The sequence below is a fragment of the Lentzea rhizosphaerae genome (genome assembly GCF_042649515.1).
GTDB classification, from domain to species: Bacteria; Actinomycetota; Actinomycetes; order Mycobacteriales; family Pseudonocardiaceae; genus Lentzea; species Lentzea aerocolonigenes.
This window is the reverse complement of record NZ_JBHRZI010000011.1, coordinates 43,529-60,026: the sequence shown is the minus strand read 5'-3', so window position 1 is coordinate 60,026 and position 16,498 is coordinate 43,529. Positions and strand designations below refer to the sequence as shown.

Below are 16,498 nucleotides of genomic sequence, written 5' to 3'. Positions count from 1 at the left end.
GGTCAGGTGCAGGATGAACGCGCTAAGTGAGAACGAGAGCACACATCCGAACGGCGGAAATCAGTGGTTCACGCCGAACTCCACTATCGCCAGCGCCGCCGGCACGACCCGGTCACCGACCTCCTCCGCGGTCCCGCCGAGGCCGGGAGTGCTGACGCGGATGTTGACCTGGTCGAGCTGGAACCAGAGCGCCCAGTCGGTGCCCGACTTCACCAGGCAGCTGCGAGCGTGGCCCGCGGACGGTGTCGCGTCGACGACTTCGGAGCCTGAGCAGAACCTGGCGTTCTCGGCTCGAGCGGCCTGCGGGCTGTCCGCGACGGAGAACTCGACGAGCAGCTCGCGGTGCTCGACCTCGTTCAGGCTTCCGCCTCGCACGATGTTGCTGCGCCGGCAGGACATCAGGACGTCGGACTGGGAGCGGGTCGGGTGGTACGTGCCGCGCACGATCGACGACACGCCCGCGTGGGACGGGAAGGCCCTGTCGAACGCCGCGTAGTTCGCCGACTCGCACGGATCGCGCAGCCTGCTGAACGGGTCTTCGTAGAAGTGCTCCGTGTGGCCGATCGGGCCAGTGATGATCGCCGTCGTCACCAGGGGTTCGAGTTTCGTGGCGAGAGTCGGGGCGTCCATTCCGTTGGCAGGCCACGGCTTGCTCGTGCCGATGGAGACGTCGATCAGGATGTCCTGTTTCCAGGCGTTGAGCCTCTGTGCGTCCGACTGCTTGTCGTGCCACTGCGCGAGAGAGAGGTCGCTCTCAGTCTTCAACGTCGCACCCGCGCGGTATCCCGCCTGCTTCAGGAAGTCCAGGTCGGCCGCGGCGGTGAACGGGGTCTGGTGAACGGTCACCGTCAGCGTGTTGCCGTTGGCCAGCGGGTAGGAGCAGTGGGCGGCGTCAGCGGGGCTCTGGGTGATCGCGGCCTCTGGCAGCACGCTGCCGTCCACACGTTGCTGGACGACGGGCTCGTTCTCGGAGAGCGGCACGCCGAGGCCGTTCAGGTCCTGGATCTTGATCACCGCGCAGGCGTCGTGCAGTTCGGTGCTGCCGAACGTCGGCAGGGAGTGGCCGTGGCCCATCTGTCTCAGGATTCCCACACCTGCCGACGGGCGGTCGGGACGCTGGTGCCCGGCGTGGAAGCCGAACCAGCAGCTGGCGGCGAGCAGCGCCGTCGCCAGCAGGCCGGCCGCCAAGCCGACGAACTGGCCCCAGCGCGACGGACGCGGGGCCGTTCGAGGTCTAGGTGCCCACAGGTGCTGTTCGTCCACGATCCCCCCAGATCCGCGCGAGTTGCCGAAAGGTAGCTCCTCCCAGCGCCGTTGCCCAGAGTCGTCGGACGGGCCTTGCGTCACCCGATCGGGACGGCTGGCTAGGCTTACCGAGGTGAGCACGGTCTACGACTGCAGCGAACCCAGCAATCGCGCGGCGGGACTTGCCGCTGCCGCCGGCGCGGTGCGGAGCGGGCGACTCGTCGTCCTGCCCACCGACACCGTCTACGGGATCGGCTGCGACGCGTTCGACGCCGAAGCCGTCCGGAGTCTTCTCGAGGCCAAGGGGCGCGGGCCCGACATGCCCGTGCCGGTGCTCGTCGGTTCCTGGACCACCATCGACGGTCTGGTCCTCAGCGTGCCCCGGCAGGCGCGGGCGCTCATCGAGGCCTTCTGGCCCGGCGGGCTGAGCATCGTCCTGCCGCACGCGCCCAGCCTGGCGTGGGACCTCGGGCAGACGCGCGGCACCGTCATGTTGCGCATGCCGTTGCACCCGGTCGCCCTCGAACTGCTGCGCGACGTCGGTCCGATGGCCGTGTCCAGCGCGAACAAGACCGGGTACGCACCGGCCGCCAGCGCGCAGGAGGCCCGCGACCAGCTCGGCGACTCCGTGCCCGTGTACCTCGACGGCGGGTTGAGCGGCGAGAACATCGCCTCGACCATCGTCGATCTCACCGGGCCGGACGCGCTGATCCTGCGCGAGGGCGCGGTCAGCAGGGAAGAGGTCAACGAGGTGCTCGGCATCGAGGTCGAAGTGGCGCGGTAGGGCGCTGCTGCCAGAATTGATCATGTCGCCGCGGGGTACCGTGGCGAGCACCCCGCCGATTTCCCCCGATTGATTGGTAGGCCCGTGGGGCCCGCATCCTCGTTCGTCCTTCCCGTGCGCGAGTACCTCCTCGTCGCGTTGATCGCTGCCGTGGTGACGTTCCTGCTCGTGGGTCTCGTGCGCGCGCTGGCGTTCCGTCTCGGCGCGGTGGCCTACCCGCGGCAACGTGACGTGCACGTGCAGCCGATGCCGCGCATGGGTGGTGTCGCCATCTACGGCGGCGTGCTGTGCGGCATGTTCGTGGCGCACCAACTGCCGGTGCTGCGGGCGGCGTTCGACTTCTCCAACGACCCGTGGGGCGTCATCGTCGCGGGCGGCGTCATCGTGCTCGTGGGTGCGATCGACGACAGGTTCGAGCTCGACTCGCTCACCAAGCTCGCCGGGCAGGTCACCGCGGCGGGCATCCTGGTGCTGTTCGGTCTCCAGTGGATGATCGCGTGGGTGCCGTGGGACGGCGGCGCCACCATCTCCCTCGACCAGAACCAGGGCGCGCTGCTGACCGTCCTGCTCGCGGTCACCATGATCAACGCGATGAACTTCGTCGACGGCCTCGACGGGCTGGCCGCCGGCATCGGCCTCATCGCCGCCGCGGCCACCTGCGCGTTCTCGATCGGACTGCTCGTCGAACGGCAGGGCGCGGTGGAGGCCTACCCGCCAGCCCTGATCGCCGCGGCGCTGGCCGGCGCGTGCCTGGGCTTCCTGCCGCACAACTTCAACCCCGCGCGCATCTTCATGGGCGACTCGGGCTCGATGCTCATCGGCCTCATGCTCGCGGCCGCCACCACCAGCGCGTCCGGAAAGATCAACCAGGCCACCGGCAGCGCCGCGGACCTGCTCGGTCTGCTCTCGCCGCTGATCGTCGTCGCCGCGGTGTTGTTCGTGCCGCTGCTCGACCTGCTGATGGCGATCATCCGCCGCACTCGACGGGGTGAAAGCCCGTTCTCGCCGGACAAGATGCACCTGCACCACCGGTTGCTGGAGATCGGGCATTCACAGCGTCGAGCGGTGCTGCTCATCTACTTGTGGGCGGGCGTGCTGGCGTTCGGCGCGGTGGCGCTGACGTTGTTCGACCCGATCATCGTGGCCACCTGCTTCGTCATCGGGCTGATCGTGACGTTCGTGGTGTCGGTGATCCCGCGGCTCAGGGACGCCCGCAAGCCGTAAACGGCGTTCATCTTGTTTGGACCCGCTTAACCGGCGTTAACCAGGGGCTGCTTGCGGGGCCCGGAATGCGAGTTCCTACACTTCGAGACATGAGCGACGCGGACAAGGCCGTCACGCACGAGCTGGTCGTCCAGCGGCTCGCCGGGGAAATGTTCCGCGCGGCCGCCTGGGCCGCACTCGGCACGTTTGTCCTCGGCGTCGTCGTGTCAACCGTGATCTGGGGGACCGCTGGTCTCAACGGATCATTGATCGGTGGTGCGATCGCCATCGCTTCGAGCCTCGTGACGCTGTTGTTGATGCGCAAGACCGCGGCGCTCGATCCGATGTTCGTGATGGTCGCCGCACTCGGTGGATTCACGGGAAAGCTGATCGTCCTGCTGCTGGCGGTGATCTTGCTGCGCAACCAGCAGTGGCTTGAACCCAAGGCGCTCGGAATCACCCTGGTGGCGACGGTGCTCGTGACGTCGTGGCTGGAGGCCAGAGCCTCCAAGCGCAGCCGTAGTCAGATGGTGGTCCCCGCCTCCGAAGGCACCTGAGACCTGCTGATATGGTCCGCGCAGACCAGGGACACCCGATAGCAGGGGTGCCTCTGGTAGTCGCTTGCGAACCGTAAGGTACGTTAAGTCCAGATCGTGACGATTCCCCCGGCGGAGTGAACGCCGGCCGGGAGAACCGGAAGGAACACAGTGACCGAGATGGTGCTGGCCTCGGGTGACAAGTTCGTCGCCCCAGGAGTTGCGGACTTCTTCCTCCCGCCGATCTTCGGCTCGGTCACGAAGCCGATGGTCCTGCTGGTGCTGTCGATCTTGATCATCGGCGCCTTCTTCATCGCGGCGACCCGCAACCTCAAGTTGGTTCCCGGCAAGTTCCAGTTCGCCGCGGAGTCCCTTTACGACTTCAGCCGCAACGGCATCGCCAGGGAACAGATCGGCGCGAAGGACTTCAAGCCGTTCATCCCGCTGATCCTCACGATCTTCACCTTCATCCTGGTGAACAACCTGTTCGGGCTCATCCCGATCATCCAGTTCCCCACGATGTCGCACATCGGCTTCCCGCTCGCCGTTTCGTTGCTCGTCGTTTACCCGGTGTACCACTTCGTCGGGTTCAAGCGGCACGGCTTCGTGGGTTACTTGAAGCACCAGACGATTCCGCCGGGCGCGCCGTGGTTCGTGCTCCCGCTGCTGATTCCGATCGAGTTCTTCCAGAAGTTCATCCTGAACCCGCTCACGCTGGCGATCCGAGTTTTCGCGGCCATGTTCGCGGGTCACCTCCTGCTGCTGGTGTTCACCCTGGCCGGTGAGTTCCTGCTGCTCAACGGCGGGCTGACCGTCATCGTGGCGCCGGTGTCCTTCGCCTTCGCCATCGCGCTGACCTTCCTGGAGGCACTGATCATGTGCCTGCAGGCCTACATCTTCGCGCTGCTGTCTGCCAGCTACATCGGCATGGCGCTGGCAGAAGAGCACTGAGTAACAGCACAAAGCCTCCGATCCGCGAACACTCGCGGACCGAGTTGGAAAGGGAACAGCAACAGTGAGCGCTCTCCAGATCGCCCAGGACGCCGCCGCCAACATCAACCCGGGTCTCGCGGCCATCGGTTACGGCCTCGCGGCCATCGGCCCCGGCATCGGCGTGGGTCTGATCTTCTCCTCGGTCATCAGCGGCACCGCCCGCCAGCCCGAGGCCCGCGGCGTCCTGCTCAGCCTCGCGTGGACCACCTTCGCCATCGTCGAGGTCCTCGCGCTGATCGGCTTCGTCGTGTACTTCATCGCGACCGCCGGCTGACCTAACCCTTCATCGCGTTAGGAGACGTCGTGAACCGCACCCTGATCCTGGCCGCGGAAGGTGGGCACAACCCCGTCGTTCCGCAGCTCGCTGAGGTCATTCTCGGTCTCGTCGCGTTCCTGCTCCTCTTCTTCGTCATCAAGAAGTTCGTGTCGCCGAGGTTCGAGGCGCTGTACGCGGAGCGGACGGCCAAGATCGAGGGCGGCATCGAGAAGGCGGAGCAGGCCCAGGCCGAAGCTCAGCGCACGCTCGAGCAGTACAAGGAGCAGCTGGCCGAGGCTCGCGCCGAGGCCGCGCGCATCCGCGACGACGCGCGGGCCGAGGGCCTGCAGATCATCGAGGAACTGCGCGAGCAGGCGCAGGCCGAGTCCGCGCGCATCGTCGCGCAGGGCCAGCACCAGCTGGACGCTCAGCGCGCCCAGATCGTCGCCGAGCTGCGTGCCGACCTCGGTCGCACCGCCGTCGAGCTGGCGAGCAAGGTCGTGGGCGAGTCCCTCGAGGACGAGGCCCGCCGCCGCGGCACCGTCGACCGCTTCCTCAACGAGCTGGACGCCGTCGCGGCGCCGGCGAGCAAGTAGAGGCTGCCGATGACGTTGCATGCCGCTAGTCGTGAAGCTCTGGCAGCCGCGGAACTGCGGCTGCTGGAGCTGGCCGACGCCACCACGTCCACGGACGACCTCGCCAAGCTGGGCGAGGAGCTCTTCGCCGTGTTGGGCCTGCTGATCGAGCAGCCCTCGCTGCGCCGTGCGGCCGCCGACGCCTCGTCGCAGCCCGCCGGTCGTGAGCAGCTCGTTCGCGGTCTGTTCGCGGGCAAGGTGAGCGACGCGACGCTGCAGGTCCTGGTCGCCGTCGTGACCGCCCGCTGGTCCAGCCCGCGCGAACTCGTCGACGGTGTCGAGTCGCTCGCCCGCACCGCGCTGCTGGTGCGTGCCGAGCGCGACGGCCAGCTCGACTCGACGGAGGACGAGCTGTTCCGGCTCGGCCGCATCGTCGCCGGTTCGAACGAGCTCGAGCTGCTGCTGGCGGACCCCGCCGGCTCGGTTCCCGGCAAGGTCGCGCTGGTCGACTCCCTGATCGAGGGAAAGGTCAGCCCGGTCACCAAGACGCTGGTGGACCAGCTGGTTCGTCACCCGCGCGGGATGCGCGTGGCGGACGGACTGGCCGAGCTCGCCGACCTGGCGGCCAAGCGCCGTCAGCGTTCCGTCGCGCACGTCCGGTCCGCGGTGGAGCTGACCGCGGAGCAGATCGACCGCTTGACCGCGACGCTGACCACGATCTACTCGCGCCCGATCGCCCTGCACGTCGAGGTGGACGCCTCGCTCGCGGGTGGTCTCCAGATCAAGATCGGCGACGAGATCATCGACGGAAGCATCGCCGGCCGGTTGGCGGCACTGCGCCGCAATCTCGCCAGCTAGCCCCCGAGCCCTTTCCCAAGAACGAAGAAGTGAGAGCAGGAACGACATGGCGGAGCTGACGATCTCGTCGGACGAGATCCGCAGTGCGATCGAGAAGTACGTCTCGAGCTACTCCCCGGAGGTCAGCCGGGAAGAGGTCGGTACCGTCTCCGAGACCTACGACGGCATCGCCATCGTCGAGGGCCTTCCGGGCACGATGACCAACGAGCTGCTCGAGTTCCCCGGTGGCGTCCTCGGCGTCGCCCTGAACCTCGAGGTCCGCGAGATCGGTGCGGTCATCCTCGGTGACTTCGACAAGATCGAAGAAGGCCAGGAGGTCCGCCGGACGGGCAAGGTCCTCTCCGTGCCGGTCGGCGACGGCTTCCTCGGCCGCGTCGTCAACCCGCTGGGTCAGCCGATCGACGGCCTCGGCGACATCGTCGCCGACGACAACCGCGCCCTGGAGCTGCAGGCCGCCACCGTGCTGCAGCGTCAGCCGGTGTCCGAGCCGATGCAGACCGGCATCAAGGCCATCGACGCGATGACCCCGATCGGTCGCGGCCAGCGCCAGCTGATCATCGGTGACCGCAAGACCGGCAAGACCGCGGTCTGCATCGACACGATCATCAACCAGAAGAAGGCCTGGGAGTCGGGCGACCCCAAGCAGCAGGTCCGCTGCGTCTACGTCGCCATCGGCCAGAAGGGCTCCACCATCGCGGGCGTCAAGGCCGCGCTGGAGGAGGCGGGCGCGCTCGAGTACACGACGATCGTCGCCGCCCCGGCTTCCGACTCCGCCGGCTTCAAGTGGCTGGCGCCGTACACCGGCTCCGCCATCGGCCAGCACTGGATGTACCAGGGCAAGCACGTCCTGATCATCTTCGACGACCTGACCAAGCAGGCCGAGGCGTACCGCGCGATCTCGCTGCTGCTGCGCCGCCCGCCGGGCCGCGAGGCGTACCCCGGCGACGTCTTCTACTTGCACTCGCGTCTCCTCGAGCGTTGCGCGAAGCTGTCGGACGACCTCGGCGGTGGCTCGATGACGGGTCTGCCGATCATCGAGACCAAGGCGAACGACGTGTCGGCGTACATCCCGACCAACGTCATCTCGATCACCGACGGTCAGTGCTTCCTCGAGTCCGACCTGTTCAACGCCGGTGTTCGCCCGGCCGTCAACGTGGGTATCTCCGTCTCCCGCGTCGGTGGTGCCGCGCAGATCAAGGCGATGAAGGACGTCGCGGGCTCGCTGCGTCTCGACCTGTCGCAGTTCCGCGAGCTGGAGGCCTTCTCCGCGTTCGCGTCCGACCTCGACGCCGCCTCGCGCGCCCAGCTGGACCGCGGTGCCCGTCTGGTCGAGCTGCTCAAGCAGGGCCAGTACTCGCCGGTCGCCGTCGAGGAGCAGGTCGTCGAGATCTTCGCCGCGACCAAGGGCCACCTGGACGACGTCCCCGTCGGCGACATCCGCCGGTTCGTCGCCGAGTTCAAGGACTCGCTGCGCCGCAACCACGCGGACGTGCTCGGCGGTATCGTCGAGACCAAGAAGTTCCCCGAGGACGCGCAGAAGCGTGTCGTTGACGCCATCGCCGAGTTCAAGAAGCAGTTCACCGCTTCGGACGGCACGACGATCGTCAACGAGGCCCCGGAGAAGGCGATGGACGCCGACAAGGTCGCGCAGGAGTCGGTGAAGCTTCACAAGCCCGAGCCCACCAAGAAGTGATCTGAGCCATGGGTGCACAGATTCGGGAGCTCCGCCAGCGGATCCGAACGGTCAACTCGACCAAGAAGATCACGAAGGCCTACGAGCTCATCGCGACGTCTCGCCTCGCGAAGGCGCAGACCAGGGTCGCGGCTTCCCGGCCGTACGCGGACGAGATCACTAACGTGCTCTCCGCGTTGGCCGAGGCCTCGGCGAACCTCGACCACCCGCTGCTGACGGAGCGCCCGAACCCGAAGCGCGCCGCGGTGCTGGTGATCACGAGCGACAAGGGCATGTGCGGCGGTTACAACGCCAACGTCCTCAAGGCCGCTGAGCAGCTGCTGCAGCTGATCCGGTCCGAGGGCAAGGAGCCGGTGCTGTACGTGACCGGCCGCAAGGGCCAGGGCTACTACCAGTTCCGCCGCCGCGAGGTCACCGGGTCGTGGAGCGGGTTCTCGCAGACCCCGCACTACGTCAACGCCGTCGAGGCGGGTGACGCGCTGGTGGAGGCGTTCCTGGAGGGCACGGAGGACGGTGCGCAGGGCGTGGACGAGATCCACATCGTGTACACCGAGTTCAAGTCCATGCTGAGCCAGACGCCGACCGCCCGCCGGGTCGCGCCGATGGAGGTCGAGTACACCGGCGAGGCCCCCAAGGGTCCGCGCGCGGTGTACGACTTCGAGCCCAGCGCCGAGGCGCTGCTCGGTGCGATGCTGCCCAAGTACGTGAAGACCCGGCTGTTCTCCGCCATGCTGGAGGCCGCGGCTTCGGAGTCGGCGGCCCGTCGTACGGCCATGAAGGCCGCGACGGACAACGCGACGGAGCTGGTCCGGAACCTCAGCCGGGCGGCGAACTCGGCCCGTCAGGCCCAGATCACCCAGGAGATCAGCGAGATCGTCGGTGGCGCTGCCGCGCTTACCGGTGGCGCAGGAAGTGATGAGTGACATGAGTGCTACTGCCACCACCACCCGCACCGGCCGTGTGGTCCGGGTGATCGGTGCGGTCGTCGACGTGGAGTTCCCGCGCGACGCCGTGCCGGAGCTGTTCAACGCCCTGAACGTGGAGATCACGTTCGAGGCCGTCGCCAAGACGCTGACCCTCGAGGTCGCGCAGCACCTCGGCGACAACCTCGTCCGCACCATCTCGATGCAGCCGACCGACGGTCTGGTCCGCGGTGCCACCGTGACCGACACCGGTCGCGCCATCTCGGTTCCCGTCGGCGACATCGTCAAGGGCCACGTGTTCAACGCCCTCGGCGACTGCCTCGACCAGCCGGGCCTCGGCCGTGACGGCGAGCAGTGGGGCATCCACCGCAAGGCTCCGTCGTTCGACCAGCTCGAGGGCAAGACCGAGATCCTCGAGACCGGCATCAAGGTCATCGACCTCCTCACCCCGTACGTCAAGGGCGGCAAGATCGGCCTGTTCGGCGGCGCGGGTGTCGGCAAGACCGTTCTGATCCAGGAGATGATCACGCGTATCGCGCGTGAGTTCTCCGGCACCTCGGTCTTCGCCGGCGTCGGTGAGCGCACCCGTGAGGGCACCGACCTCCTCCTGGAGATGGAGGAGATGGGTGTTATTCAGGACACCGCGCTCGTCTTCGGTCAGATGGACGAGCCGCCGGGCACGCGTATGCGCGTCGCCCTGTCCGCTCTGACGATGGCGGAGTACTTCCGCGACGTGCAGAACCAGGACGTGCTGCTCTTCATCGACAACATCTTCCGCTTCACCCAGGCGGGCTCCGAGGTGTCGACCCTGCTGGGCCGCATGCCTTCCGCCGTGGGTTACCAGCCGACGCTGGCGGACGAGATGGGTGAGCTCCAGGAGCGCATCACCTCGACGCGCGGTAAGTCGATCACCTCGCTGCAGGCCATCTACGTGCCCGCGGACGACTACACCGACCCCGCGCCCGCCACGACCTTCGCCCACCTGGACGCGACGACGGAGCTCTCCCGTCCGATCTCCCAGAAGGGCATCTACCCGGCCGTCGACCCGCTGTCGTCGTCGTCTCGAATCCTCGAGCCGTCGATCGTCGGCGAGGAGCACTACCGGGTGGCCCAGGAGGTCAAGCGGATCCTGCAGAAGTACAAGGAGCTGCAGGACATCATCGCGATCCTCGGTATGGACGAGCTCTCCGAGGAGGACAAGGTCCTCGTCGGTCGGGCGCGTCGTCTGGAGCGCTTCCTGGGTCAGAACTTCTTCGTTGCGGAGAAGTTCACCGGGCAGCCCGGGTCGTTCGTGCCGATCAAGGACACGGTCGAGGCGTTCGACCGGGTCTGCAAGGGCGAGTTCGACCACTTCCCGGAGCAGGCGTTCTTCTCCTGCGGTGGGTTGGACGACGTTGAGGCCAACGCCAAGAAGCTGGCTGGTAACTGAGCTGGTTTCTGCTGGTTTGTGAAAGGGCCGTCTCTCCACTTTGGAGGGACGGTCTTTTTGCTTTGTGCGGGTCAGGGGTGTGCGGGTCGGGCGAAATTGGTCGTGCCGCGCGTGAGGTGATGGCACAGTCGAGTTATGTCCCGACATGCGCCGTACGCCGATCCCGGTGCGCCCGATGTTCGATCGCCCTGGCGGTACCTGTGGTGGCTGGTGAAGATGCAGCGCTGGCGGGTGCTTGCGGGGGCGTGGTGGGGGTCGCTGTGGATGTGCGGGCTGATCGTGCCTCCGTATTTGATCGAGCGGGCCATCAAGGACGGGTTGCGCGGGGGTGACCGTGCGGCGCTCGTGTGGTGGTGCTCGGCGTTGGTTGTTGTCGCGGCGTTGTTGGCGCTTCTTGGCGTTGCTCGACACCGCACGATGACGTTGGTGCGGACCGATGCGTCGTTGCGGACTGCTCAGGTGGTGGTCAGGCACGTTACGCAGCTTGGTGGGGTGGTGCGGCGCAAGCTGTCCACAGGGGAGTTGACGTACCTCCAGAACGGGGACACGGCGCGGATCGCTCACGCGCTCACCAGCACTGGGCCCGGGGTGGGGGCGGTGATCGCGTATGGGGTCACGGCTGTGCTGCTTGTGCGGATCTCTCCCCTCGTCGCGGTGGTGGTGTTGTTGGGTGTGCCGGTGTTGGCGGTGGTCACCGGGCCCGTGTTGAGTCGCCTGCACGCGGTGGAGACCGGTTATCGGCACAGCCAAGGGGAGTTGAGCGCGCGGGCCGGGGACATCGTGGCCGGGCTGCGGGTGTTGTCCGGGATCGGTGGGAAGCCCGCGTTCGAGGAGCGGTTCCGGGTGAAGTCCCGTGAGGTGCTGCGCGACGGTTACCGGGTGTCGAGGTGGCTCAGCTGGGTGCAGGCGTTGACGTGGGGGCTGCCGACGTTGTTCCTCGCTGTCGTCACGTGGATCGCGGCGCGCATGGTGGTGACGGGTGCCATCTCGATCGAAGAGATGGTTGCCGTGTACCTGTACGTCACGACGTTGATCGTGCCGGTGAGTTTCTTCATGGAAGGTGCGGACGCGATTCCGCGCGCGTTGGTGTCCGCACGGCGCGTTATCGACCTCTTGCGGTTGCGGCCGGATGACGGCGACGGCGACGCCTCTGCGTTGGACGTGAAGAGTGGCGTGTTGACGGTGGTCGTGTCGGCCAACGCGACGGCGGCGCGTGAAGCCGTGGAACGGTTGCCGGGGCAGGTTGTGGTGGCGGACAACGACGACTACCTGTTCGCCGGCACGGTGCGTGAGGCGGTGTCGGTTGCTGAGCACGACGACGCAGAGCTGGAACGGGCCGTGTGGGCGGCTGCCGCGGTGGACGTCGTGGAGGCGTTGCCGGACGGGCTCGACTCGCGCCTGGAACCCAAGGGGCGCAACGTTTCTGGTGGCCAGCGGCAACGGCTGAGGCTCGTCAGGGCGTTGCTGAGCGAGCCGGAGGTGCTGGTGCTCGTGGAGCCGACGTCGGCGCTCGACGCGGTGACCGAGGCCGCGGTGGCCCAGCGGGTGAAGCAGGCGCGGCTCGGGCGGACGACGGTGGTCGTCTCGTCGTCGCCGCTGTGGGCTGGGCAGGCGGACCAGACCGTGTACCTGGAGGAGAGCCGGTGAACCGGTTGCCGATCGCGGACCGGCGTCAGGTGCGGCAGGTGGCCGTGCGGTTGATGCGAGGTGAACGAGGCGCGTTCAGCGTCGTTCTCCTCCTCACCGTGCTGACCGCGTTGTCCGGTCTCGTGGGGCCGTATCTGCTCGGGAAGATCGTGGGTGGCGCTGAACGCGGCGAGCTCACCTTGTCCACTGTGGACTGGTTCGCGCTCGGGGTGCTGATCGCCGCTGTAGTGCACCTGTTGTTGGTGCGGTACAGCGCGTTGCAGACGACGAGACTCGGCGAACGGCTGTTGGCGTCGTTGCGCGAGGAGGCGGTGACGCGCTCGATGGCGTTGCCGGCGCGGGTGGTGGACCGGCTGAGCACCGGTGATCTGCTCGCCCGCGTCACGAGCGACGTCGGGACGATCGGGCAGGCGCTCCGGGACAGCGTGCCCGAGGTGTTCACGGGCGTCGTGCACCTCGTGGTCGTGTTCGTGGCGCTGTTCGTGCTGGATCCGGTGCTGGGACTGGTCGCGCTGGCCGGGATGCCGTTCCTCGCGTGGGTTCTGCACTGGTACCTCGTTCGTGCGCGCGCCGCGTACCTCGCGGAGAGCGAGGCCAACGGTGACGTGGCGGAGATTTCGGCGGCGGTCGGTGAGGGCAGCCGGACCATCGAGACGTACGGGCTGCGGGACCGGATGGTGGCGGCCGCGGACGACACCATCGCGCGTTCGTACCGGACGCGGCTGCGGACGTTGCGGCTGAGGAACGTGCTGTTCCCGGTGGCGGGCTTCGTGAACACCCTGCCGACGGCGTTGGTGCTCCTCGTAGGTGGACTGTTCTACGCGACGGACAGCGTTCAGATCGAGGTCGTCGTCACGGGCAGTCTCTACGTGTGGCGGCTCATCGAACCGTTGGACCGCATCCTGTTCTGGGTCGAGTTCCTGCAGCGTGGTGGTGCGTCGTTCGCACGGGTCGAGGGGATCGGCGCCAACGTCGAGCCGGCGCCCGCTGTTGCGGAACCGGAGGACGACCGCATCGAGGTGCGCGGGGTTCGCTTCTCCTATGTGGACGGACACGAGGTGCTGCACGGCGTCGATCTCGTGGTGCAGCCGGGGGAACGGCTCGCGATCGTCGGCGTGTCCGGTGCCGGCAAGTCGACGCTCGGCAGGCTGATCGCCGGTGTCGACCGGCCCTCGGAGGGGTCCGTGCACGTCGGCGGAGTGCCGGTGGCGGATCTCGCAGCAGCGGGAGAGCAACGGATCGTGCTCGTTACACAAGAGCATCACGTGTTCATCGGCACGTTGCGCGAAAACCTGGCGATGGCCGCACCGGACGCTCCGGACGAACGGCTCGTTGAAGCCCTACGCACCGTTGATGGGCATTGGTTCGACGAGCTGGAAGAAGGGCTCGACACGGTTCTTGGTGCCGGTGGGGTCGAACTGGATCCCGCGCAAGCACAACAACTAGCGCTCGCACGGGTGGAAGTAGCCGATCCACACACGTTGGTGCTCGACGAGGCCACGTCGTCTCTTGACCCGGCCACGGCCAGGCACGCCGAGCGCGCGATCGCGGCCGTGCGGGAGAGACGCACGGTGATCGCGATCGCGCACCGGCTGCAGACCGCGCGTGACGCCGACCGGATCGCCGTCGTCGACGCGGGCCGCGTCGTGGAGTTGGGGTCCCACGACGACCTGGTGGCCAGGGACGGCACCTACGCGACGCTCTGGCGTTCCTGGCACGGGGGCTAGAGCGGTACGACCGCGGGCGAGTCACCCCGCACGATCGTCACCTCCTTCGTCCCGGCCGGAGCGAGCCAGAAGTCCGGGCGCTGCTCCGGCCCGACGAGGGCGCCGAAGTCGGCGATCATCGTGCCCTGGCCGTCGGGCAGCACCAGCCGCACGGGCGCCACGGTGCCCTTGACCGCGGGTCCGCCGACCACCGCGGCGCTGAACAGGCCGTCCGCCGTGTAGAGCACGCCGTAGAGCTGGCCGAACGCCTCGAACGCGAGCGCGAAGCGGCCGTCCGGCGTCCACGTGCAGACCTCCCAGCTGCCGAGAGATTCGCGGCTGACCAGGAAGTCGAGGAGTCCACGCCGTTGGAGGTCCGTCTGCGCCTGGGCGGGCGAGTGCAGGCCTTGCGGAAAGGTCATCTTCTTGCACTGGTCGCCCGTCCAGCCGAGGCCGCCGTACGGCGTGAACGCCTTGCCCAGCCCCAGATCGGACTTCGACCGCACGGGTTCTGTGATGAAGACGTCAGGAGCCGGCGGGGAATCGGCGCGCACGAACACCGGCCTGCTCTGCGGCGGCGCGCTCACCACGGAGACACCGGGCGGTTCCCTGTCGAGCTCCCGCCACTTCCGCGTCAGCTTGTTGTCCTGACCCCGTACGGGGTCCTGGGACAGGTAGACCCTCTTGCCGAGGCTCAACACGACGTACGTCGAGGAGTCCGCGCCGAACTGGTACAGGCCCCGCTGCAGGTCGGAGACGAGTTCCCGCTCCACCACTGCGTTCCCGGTGACCAGGCCGATCGCCACCTGGGGATCGGGCTTGTGGCCGACCTTCACCGTCTGCGCGACCAGGGCAGCGGGACCGCTCGGGGTGTTCCCGGCCCAGAAGACGTTCGACTGCGCCGTGAACTCCGTCACGTTGTCGTCCGGCCCCCACCCGGAGTTCTCGTTGTTCGCCCACACAGTTCGCGCCTGTTCGATGAACCGCGTGTCGTTGGCCAGGTCGCCGCTCGTCGGCGCGGTGAGCCGTGCGTCGACGGCCACGACGGACTCGGTGGACGACGAGGTCAGCACCACGCCCGCCGTCACGCCCGCGAGCAGCGCCATCGCCGCGGTCACCGCCACCAGTCTGCGCGTGTGTCGTCGCCGAGCCCCGGTCATCACGTCCCCCACGAATCCCGGCCGCACGTCCAGGTCCGCCGTCGCGGCCTCCATCGCCTGCTTCAGTTCCACGTCAGCACCTGCTCACCCATCAGTTCCCGCAGGCGGGCGAGGCCGCGTGAGGTCTGGCTCTTCACCGTGCCGATGCCGCACCCGAGTGTGCGGGCCGTCTCGGCCTCGCTGAGGTCGTCGAAGAACCTCAGCACCAGAACGGCGCGCATCTTCTTCGGCAGCTGTGCCAGCGCACGCACCACGCTGTCCGCGTCGACGATCTGCTGCTCGTGTCCCCGCGCCGTAGGTACCGCCCCCAGTTCCAGCGGTGCCTCCGGTTTGCGGGAACGACGACGCCAGCGGTTCGCCGCGGCGTTGGCCAGCGCGGTGCGCGCGTAGGCCTCCGGAGAGGTCCTGATGCGGCGCCACTTGCCGTACATGCTCATGAGCACGTCCTGCAGAATGTCCTCAGCGGCACCTTTGTCACCGCCGCACAGCAGGTAGGCGGTGCGCAACAGAGCCTGTGAACGCAACGCCACGAAGTCCTCGAAGTCCTGCATGTGTCCCCTTCGGCGGCTGTCGAAGGTACTGACACCGGGCGGGGCGGCAAGGTTGCCAGGCGACCGTTTAGACTCAGTTCGACTCCAGACGACGAGGGAGATACGCGTGGCCGAGATGACCGTTGAACTGGTCGCCGTTGAACGCCGCCTGTGGTCCGGCACGGCCACCTCTGTTTCGGCTCAGACGACCGAGGGCGAGATCGGCATCCTGCCCGGTCACGAGCCTGTTCTCGGCCAGCTGGTCGAGGGTGGCGTGGTGCGCATCCGCACGACGGACGGTGGCCTGGTCACCGCCGCCGTGCACGGCGGCTTCCTCTCCGTGACCGGCACCGGCGTATCGATTCTCGCCGAGGACGCCGAGCTCGCGGGTGAGATCGACGTGACCGCGGCGCGATCGGCGCTGCAGGACGCGGACGACGCAGAGCGCGCACGTGCGGCAGCGCGCGTGCGGGCCGTGGAACAGTCGGCCTGAGACCGGGCGCGAGGGCCCAGCCGTGGGGATCACCGAGATTGCCGGACTGATCCTGCTCGCCGTGGCGGTCGTCATAGCGGGCTTCGCCTGGCGCCGCATCCGGCTGCTGCGGGAAGGCGGCGTGCACGTCGCGCTGCGCAGCCAGTTCGACGACCGCGGTCGTGGCTGGCACCTGGGCGTGGGGCACTACCGGGGCGACAAGTTCGCCTGGTTCCGGGTGCTCTCGCTCGGGTCGGGCCCCAACCAGCTGATCTCCAGAGACGGGCTCGAGATCGACGCACGCCGTGAGCCGACAGGCCCGGAGGCGTACGCGATGCCGGTGGGCGCGACGGTGCTGCGGTGCCGTTCCGCCTCGGGCGAGGTCGAGATCGCGATGGGCCCGGACGCGCTGACAGGATTTCTGTCCTGGTTGGAGTCAGCGCCTCCGGGCCGATCCATTCCCTGGGCTTCCTAGCGCTGCTTGGTTT

17 protein-coding genes are annotated in these 16,498 nt (G+C 67.9%); 14 read left to right on the top strand and 3 right to left on the bottom strand.

What is annotated here, in order from left to right:
• Positions 1–60: 60 nt before the first annotated feature.
• Positions 61–1,263, bottom strand: a complete 1,203-nt coding sequence (locus tag ACFOWZ_RS07675; protein ID WP_382370586.1) for a hypothetical protein — start codon at positions 1,261–1,263, stop codon at positions 61–63.
• Positions 1,264–1,378: 115 nt separating this feature from the next.
• On the opposite strand from ACFOWZ_RS07675, the gene ACFOWZ_RS07670 reads away from it, so the two are divergent.
• From ACFOWZ_RS07670 to ACFOWZ_RS07615, 12 genes are all read left to right on the top strand, one after another.
• The gene (locus ACFOWZ_RS07670; RefSeq protein ID WP_382370584.1) at positions 1,379–2,029 is read left to right on the top strand and encodes an L-threonylcarbamoyladenylate synthase; all 651 of its coding nucleotides are present in this window, start codon (positions 1,379–1,381) and stop codon (positions 2,027–2,029) included.
• Positions 2,030–2,113: 84 nt separating this feature from the next.
• On the top strand, positions 2,114–3,253 hold the full coding sequence (locus ACFOWZ_RS07665; RefSeq protein ID WP_030472451.1) for a glycosyltransferase family 4 protein: 1,140 nt from the start codon (positions 2,114–2,116) through the stop codon (positions 3,251–3,253).
• 89 nt (positions 3,254–3,342) lie between these two features.
• Complete coding sequence (locus tag ACFOWZ_RS07660; RefSeq protein ID WP_382370582.1) at positions 3,343–3,789, top strand: hypothetical protein; 447 nt, start codon at positions 3,343–3,345, stop codon at positions 3,787–3,789.
• Positions 3,790–3,939: 150 nt separating this feature from the next.
• Positions 3,940–4,719, top strand: coding sequence for a F0F1 ATP synthase subunit A (atpB, locus tag ACFOWZ_RS07655; RefSeq protein ID WP_382370580.1), 780 nt, complete (start codon positions 3,940–3,942; stop codon positions 4,717–4,719).
• A gap of 64 nt (positions 4,720–4,783) precedes the next feature.
• Positions 4,784–5,035 carry an ATP F0F1 synthase subunit C gene (locus tag ACFOWZ_RS07650; RefSeq protein ID WP_382370578.1) on the top strand — a complete coding sequence of 84 codons (252 nt, stop codon included), beginning with the start codon at positions 4,784–4,786 and terminating at the stop codon, positions 5,033–5,035.
• 29 nt (positions 5,036–5,064) lie between these two features.
• Positions 5,065–5,613, top strand: a complete 549-nt coding sequence (locus tag ACFOWZ_RS07645) for a F0F1 ATP synthase subunit B (protein ID WP_169774299.1) — start codon at positions 5,065–5,067, stop codon at positions 5,611–5,613.
• A gap of 3 nt (positions 5,614–5,616) precedes the next feature.
• Positions 5,617–6,450, top strand: a complete 834-nt coding sequence (locus ACFOWZ_RS07640) for a F0F1 ATP synthase subunit delta (RefSeq protein ID WP_382372599.1) — start codon at positions 5,617–5,619, stop codon at positions 6,448–6,450.
• A gap of 46 nt (positions 6,451–6,496) precedes the next feature.
• Complete coding sequence (gene atpA, locus ACFOWZ_RS07635; RefSeq protein ID WP_382370575.1) at positions 6,497–8,143, top strand: F0F1 ATP synthase subunit alpha; 1,647 nt, start codon at positions 6,497–6,499, stop codon at positions 8,141–8,143.
• An 8-nt stretch (positions 8,144–8,151) separates the two neighbouring features.
• Entirely contained in the window at positions 8,152–9,066 is a 915-nt protein-coding gene (locus tag ACFOWZ_RS07630) for a F0F1 ATP synthase subunit gamma (RefSeq protein ID WP_382370573.1), read from the top strand.
• On the top strand, positions 9,059–10,495 hold the full coding sequence (gene atpD, locus ACFOWZ_RS07625; RefSeq protein ID WP_382370571.1) for a F0F1 ATP synthase subunit beta: 1,437 nt from the start codon (positions 9,059–9,061) through the stop codon (positions 10,493–10,495). Before ACFOWZ_RS07630 ends, atpD begins: the two co-directional genes overlap by 8 nt.
• Before the next feature lie 135 nt (positions 10,496–10,630).
• On the top strand, positions 10,631–12,142 hold the full coding sequence (locus tag ACFOWZ_RS07620; protein ID WP_382370569.1) for an ABC transporter transmembrane domain-containing protein: 1,512 nt from the start codon (positions 10,631–10,633) through the stop codon (positions 12,140–12,142).
• Positions 12,139–13,869, top strand: coding sequence for an ABC transporter ATP-binding protein (locus ACFOWZ_RS07615; RefSeq protein WP_382370567.1), 1,731 nt, complete (start codon positions 12,139–12,141; stop codon positions 13,867–13,869). The genes ACFOWZ_RS07620 and ACFOWZ_RS07615 overlap by 4 nt, the downstream gene beginning before the upstream one ends.
• Here the strand turns inward: ACFOWZ_RS07615 and ACFOWZ_RS07610 are convergent.
• Both ACFOWZ_RS07610 and ACFOWZ_RS07605 read right to left on the bottom strand, forming a co-directional pair.
• Positions 13,866–15,080, bottom strand: coding sequence for a hypothetical protein (locus tag ACFOWZ_RS07610; RefSeq protein WP_382370565.1), 1,215 nt, complete (start codon positions 15,078–15,080; stop codon positions 13,866–13,868). The genes ACFOWZ_RS07615 and ACFOWZ_RS07610 overlap by 4 nt on opposite strands.
• The gene (locus ACFOWZ_RS07605) at positions 15,071–15,559 is read right to left on the bottom strand and encodes a SigE family RNA polymerase sigma factor (protein ID WP_382370563.1); all 489 of its coding nucleotides are present in this window, start codon (positions 15,557–15,559) and stop codon (positions 15,071–15,073) included. The genes ACFOWZ_RS07610 and ACFOWZ_RS07605 overlap by 10 nt, the downstream gene beginning before the upstream one ends.
• Before the next feature lie 106 nt (positions 15,560–15,665).
• Between ACFOWZ_RS07605 and ACFOWZ_RS07600 the strand changes: the two genes are divergently transcribed.
• A complete protein-coding gene (locus ACFOWZ_RS07600) occupies positions 15,666–16,031 on the top strand; it encodes a F0F1 ATP synthase subunit epsilon (RefSeq protein WP_030473712.1) in 366 nt (121 codons plus the stop codon).
• 22 nt (positions 16,032–16,053) lie between these two features.
• On the top strand, positions 16,054–16,485 hold the full coding sequence (locus ACFOWZ_RS07595; protein WP_030473711.1) for a DUF2550 domain-containing protein: 432 nt from the start codon (positions 16,054–16,056) through the stop codon (positions 16,483–16,485).
• The last annotated feature ends 13 nt before the right edge of the window (positions 16,486–16,498 follow it).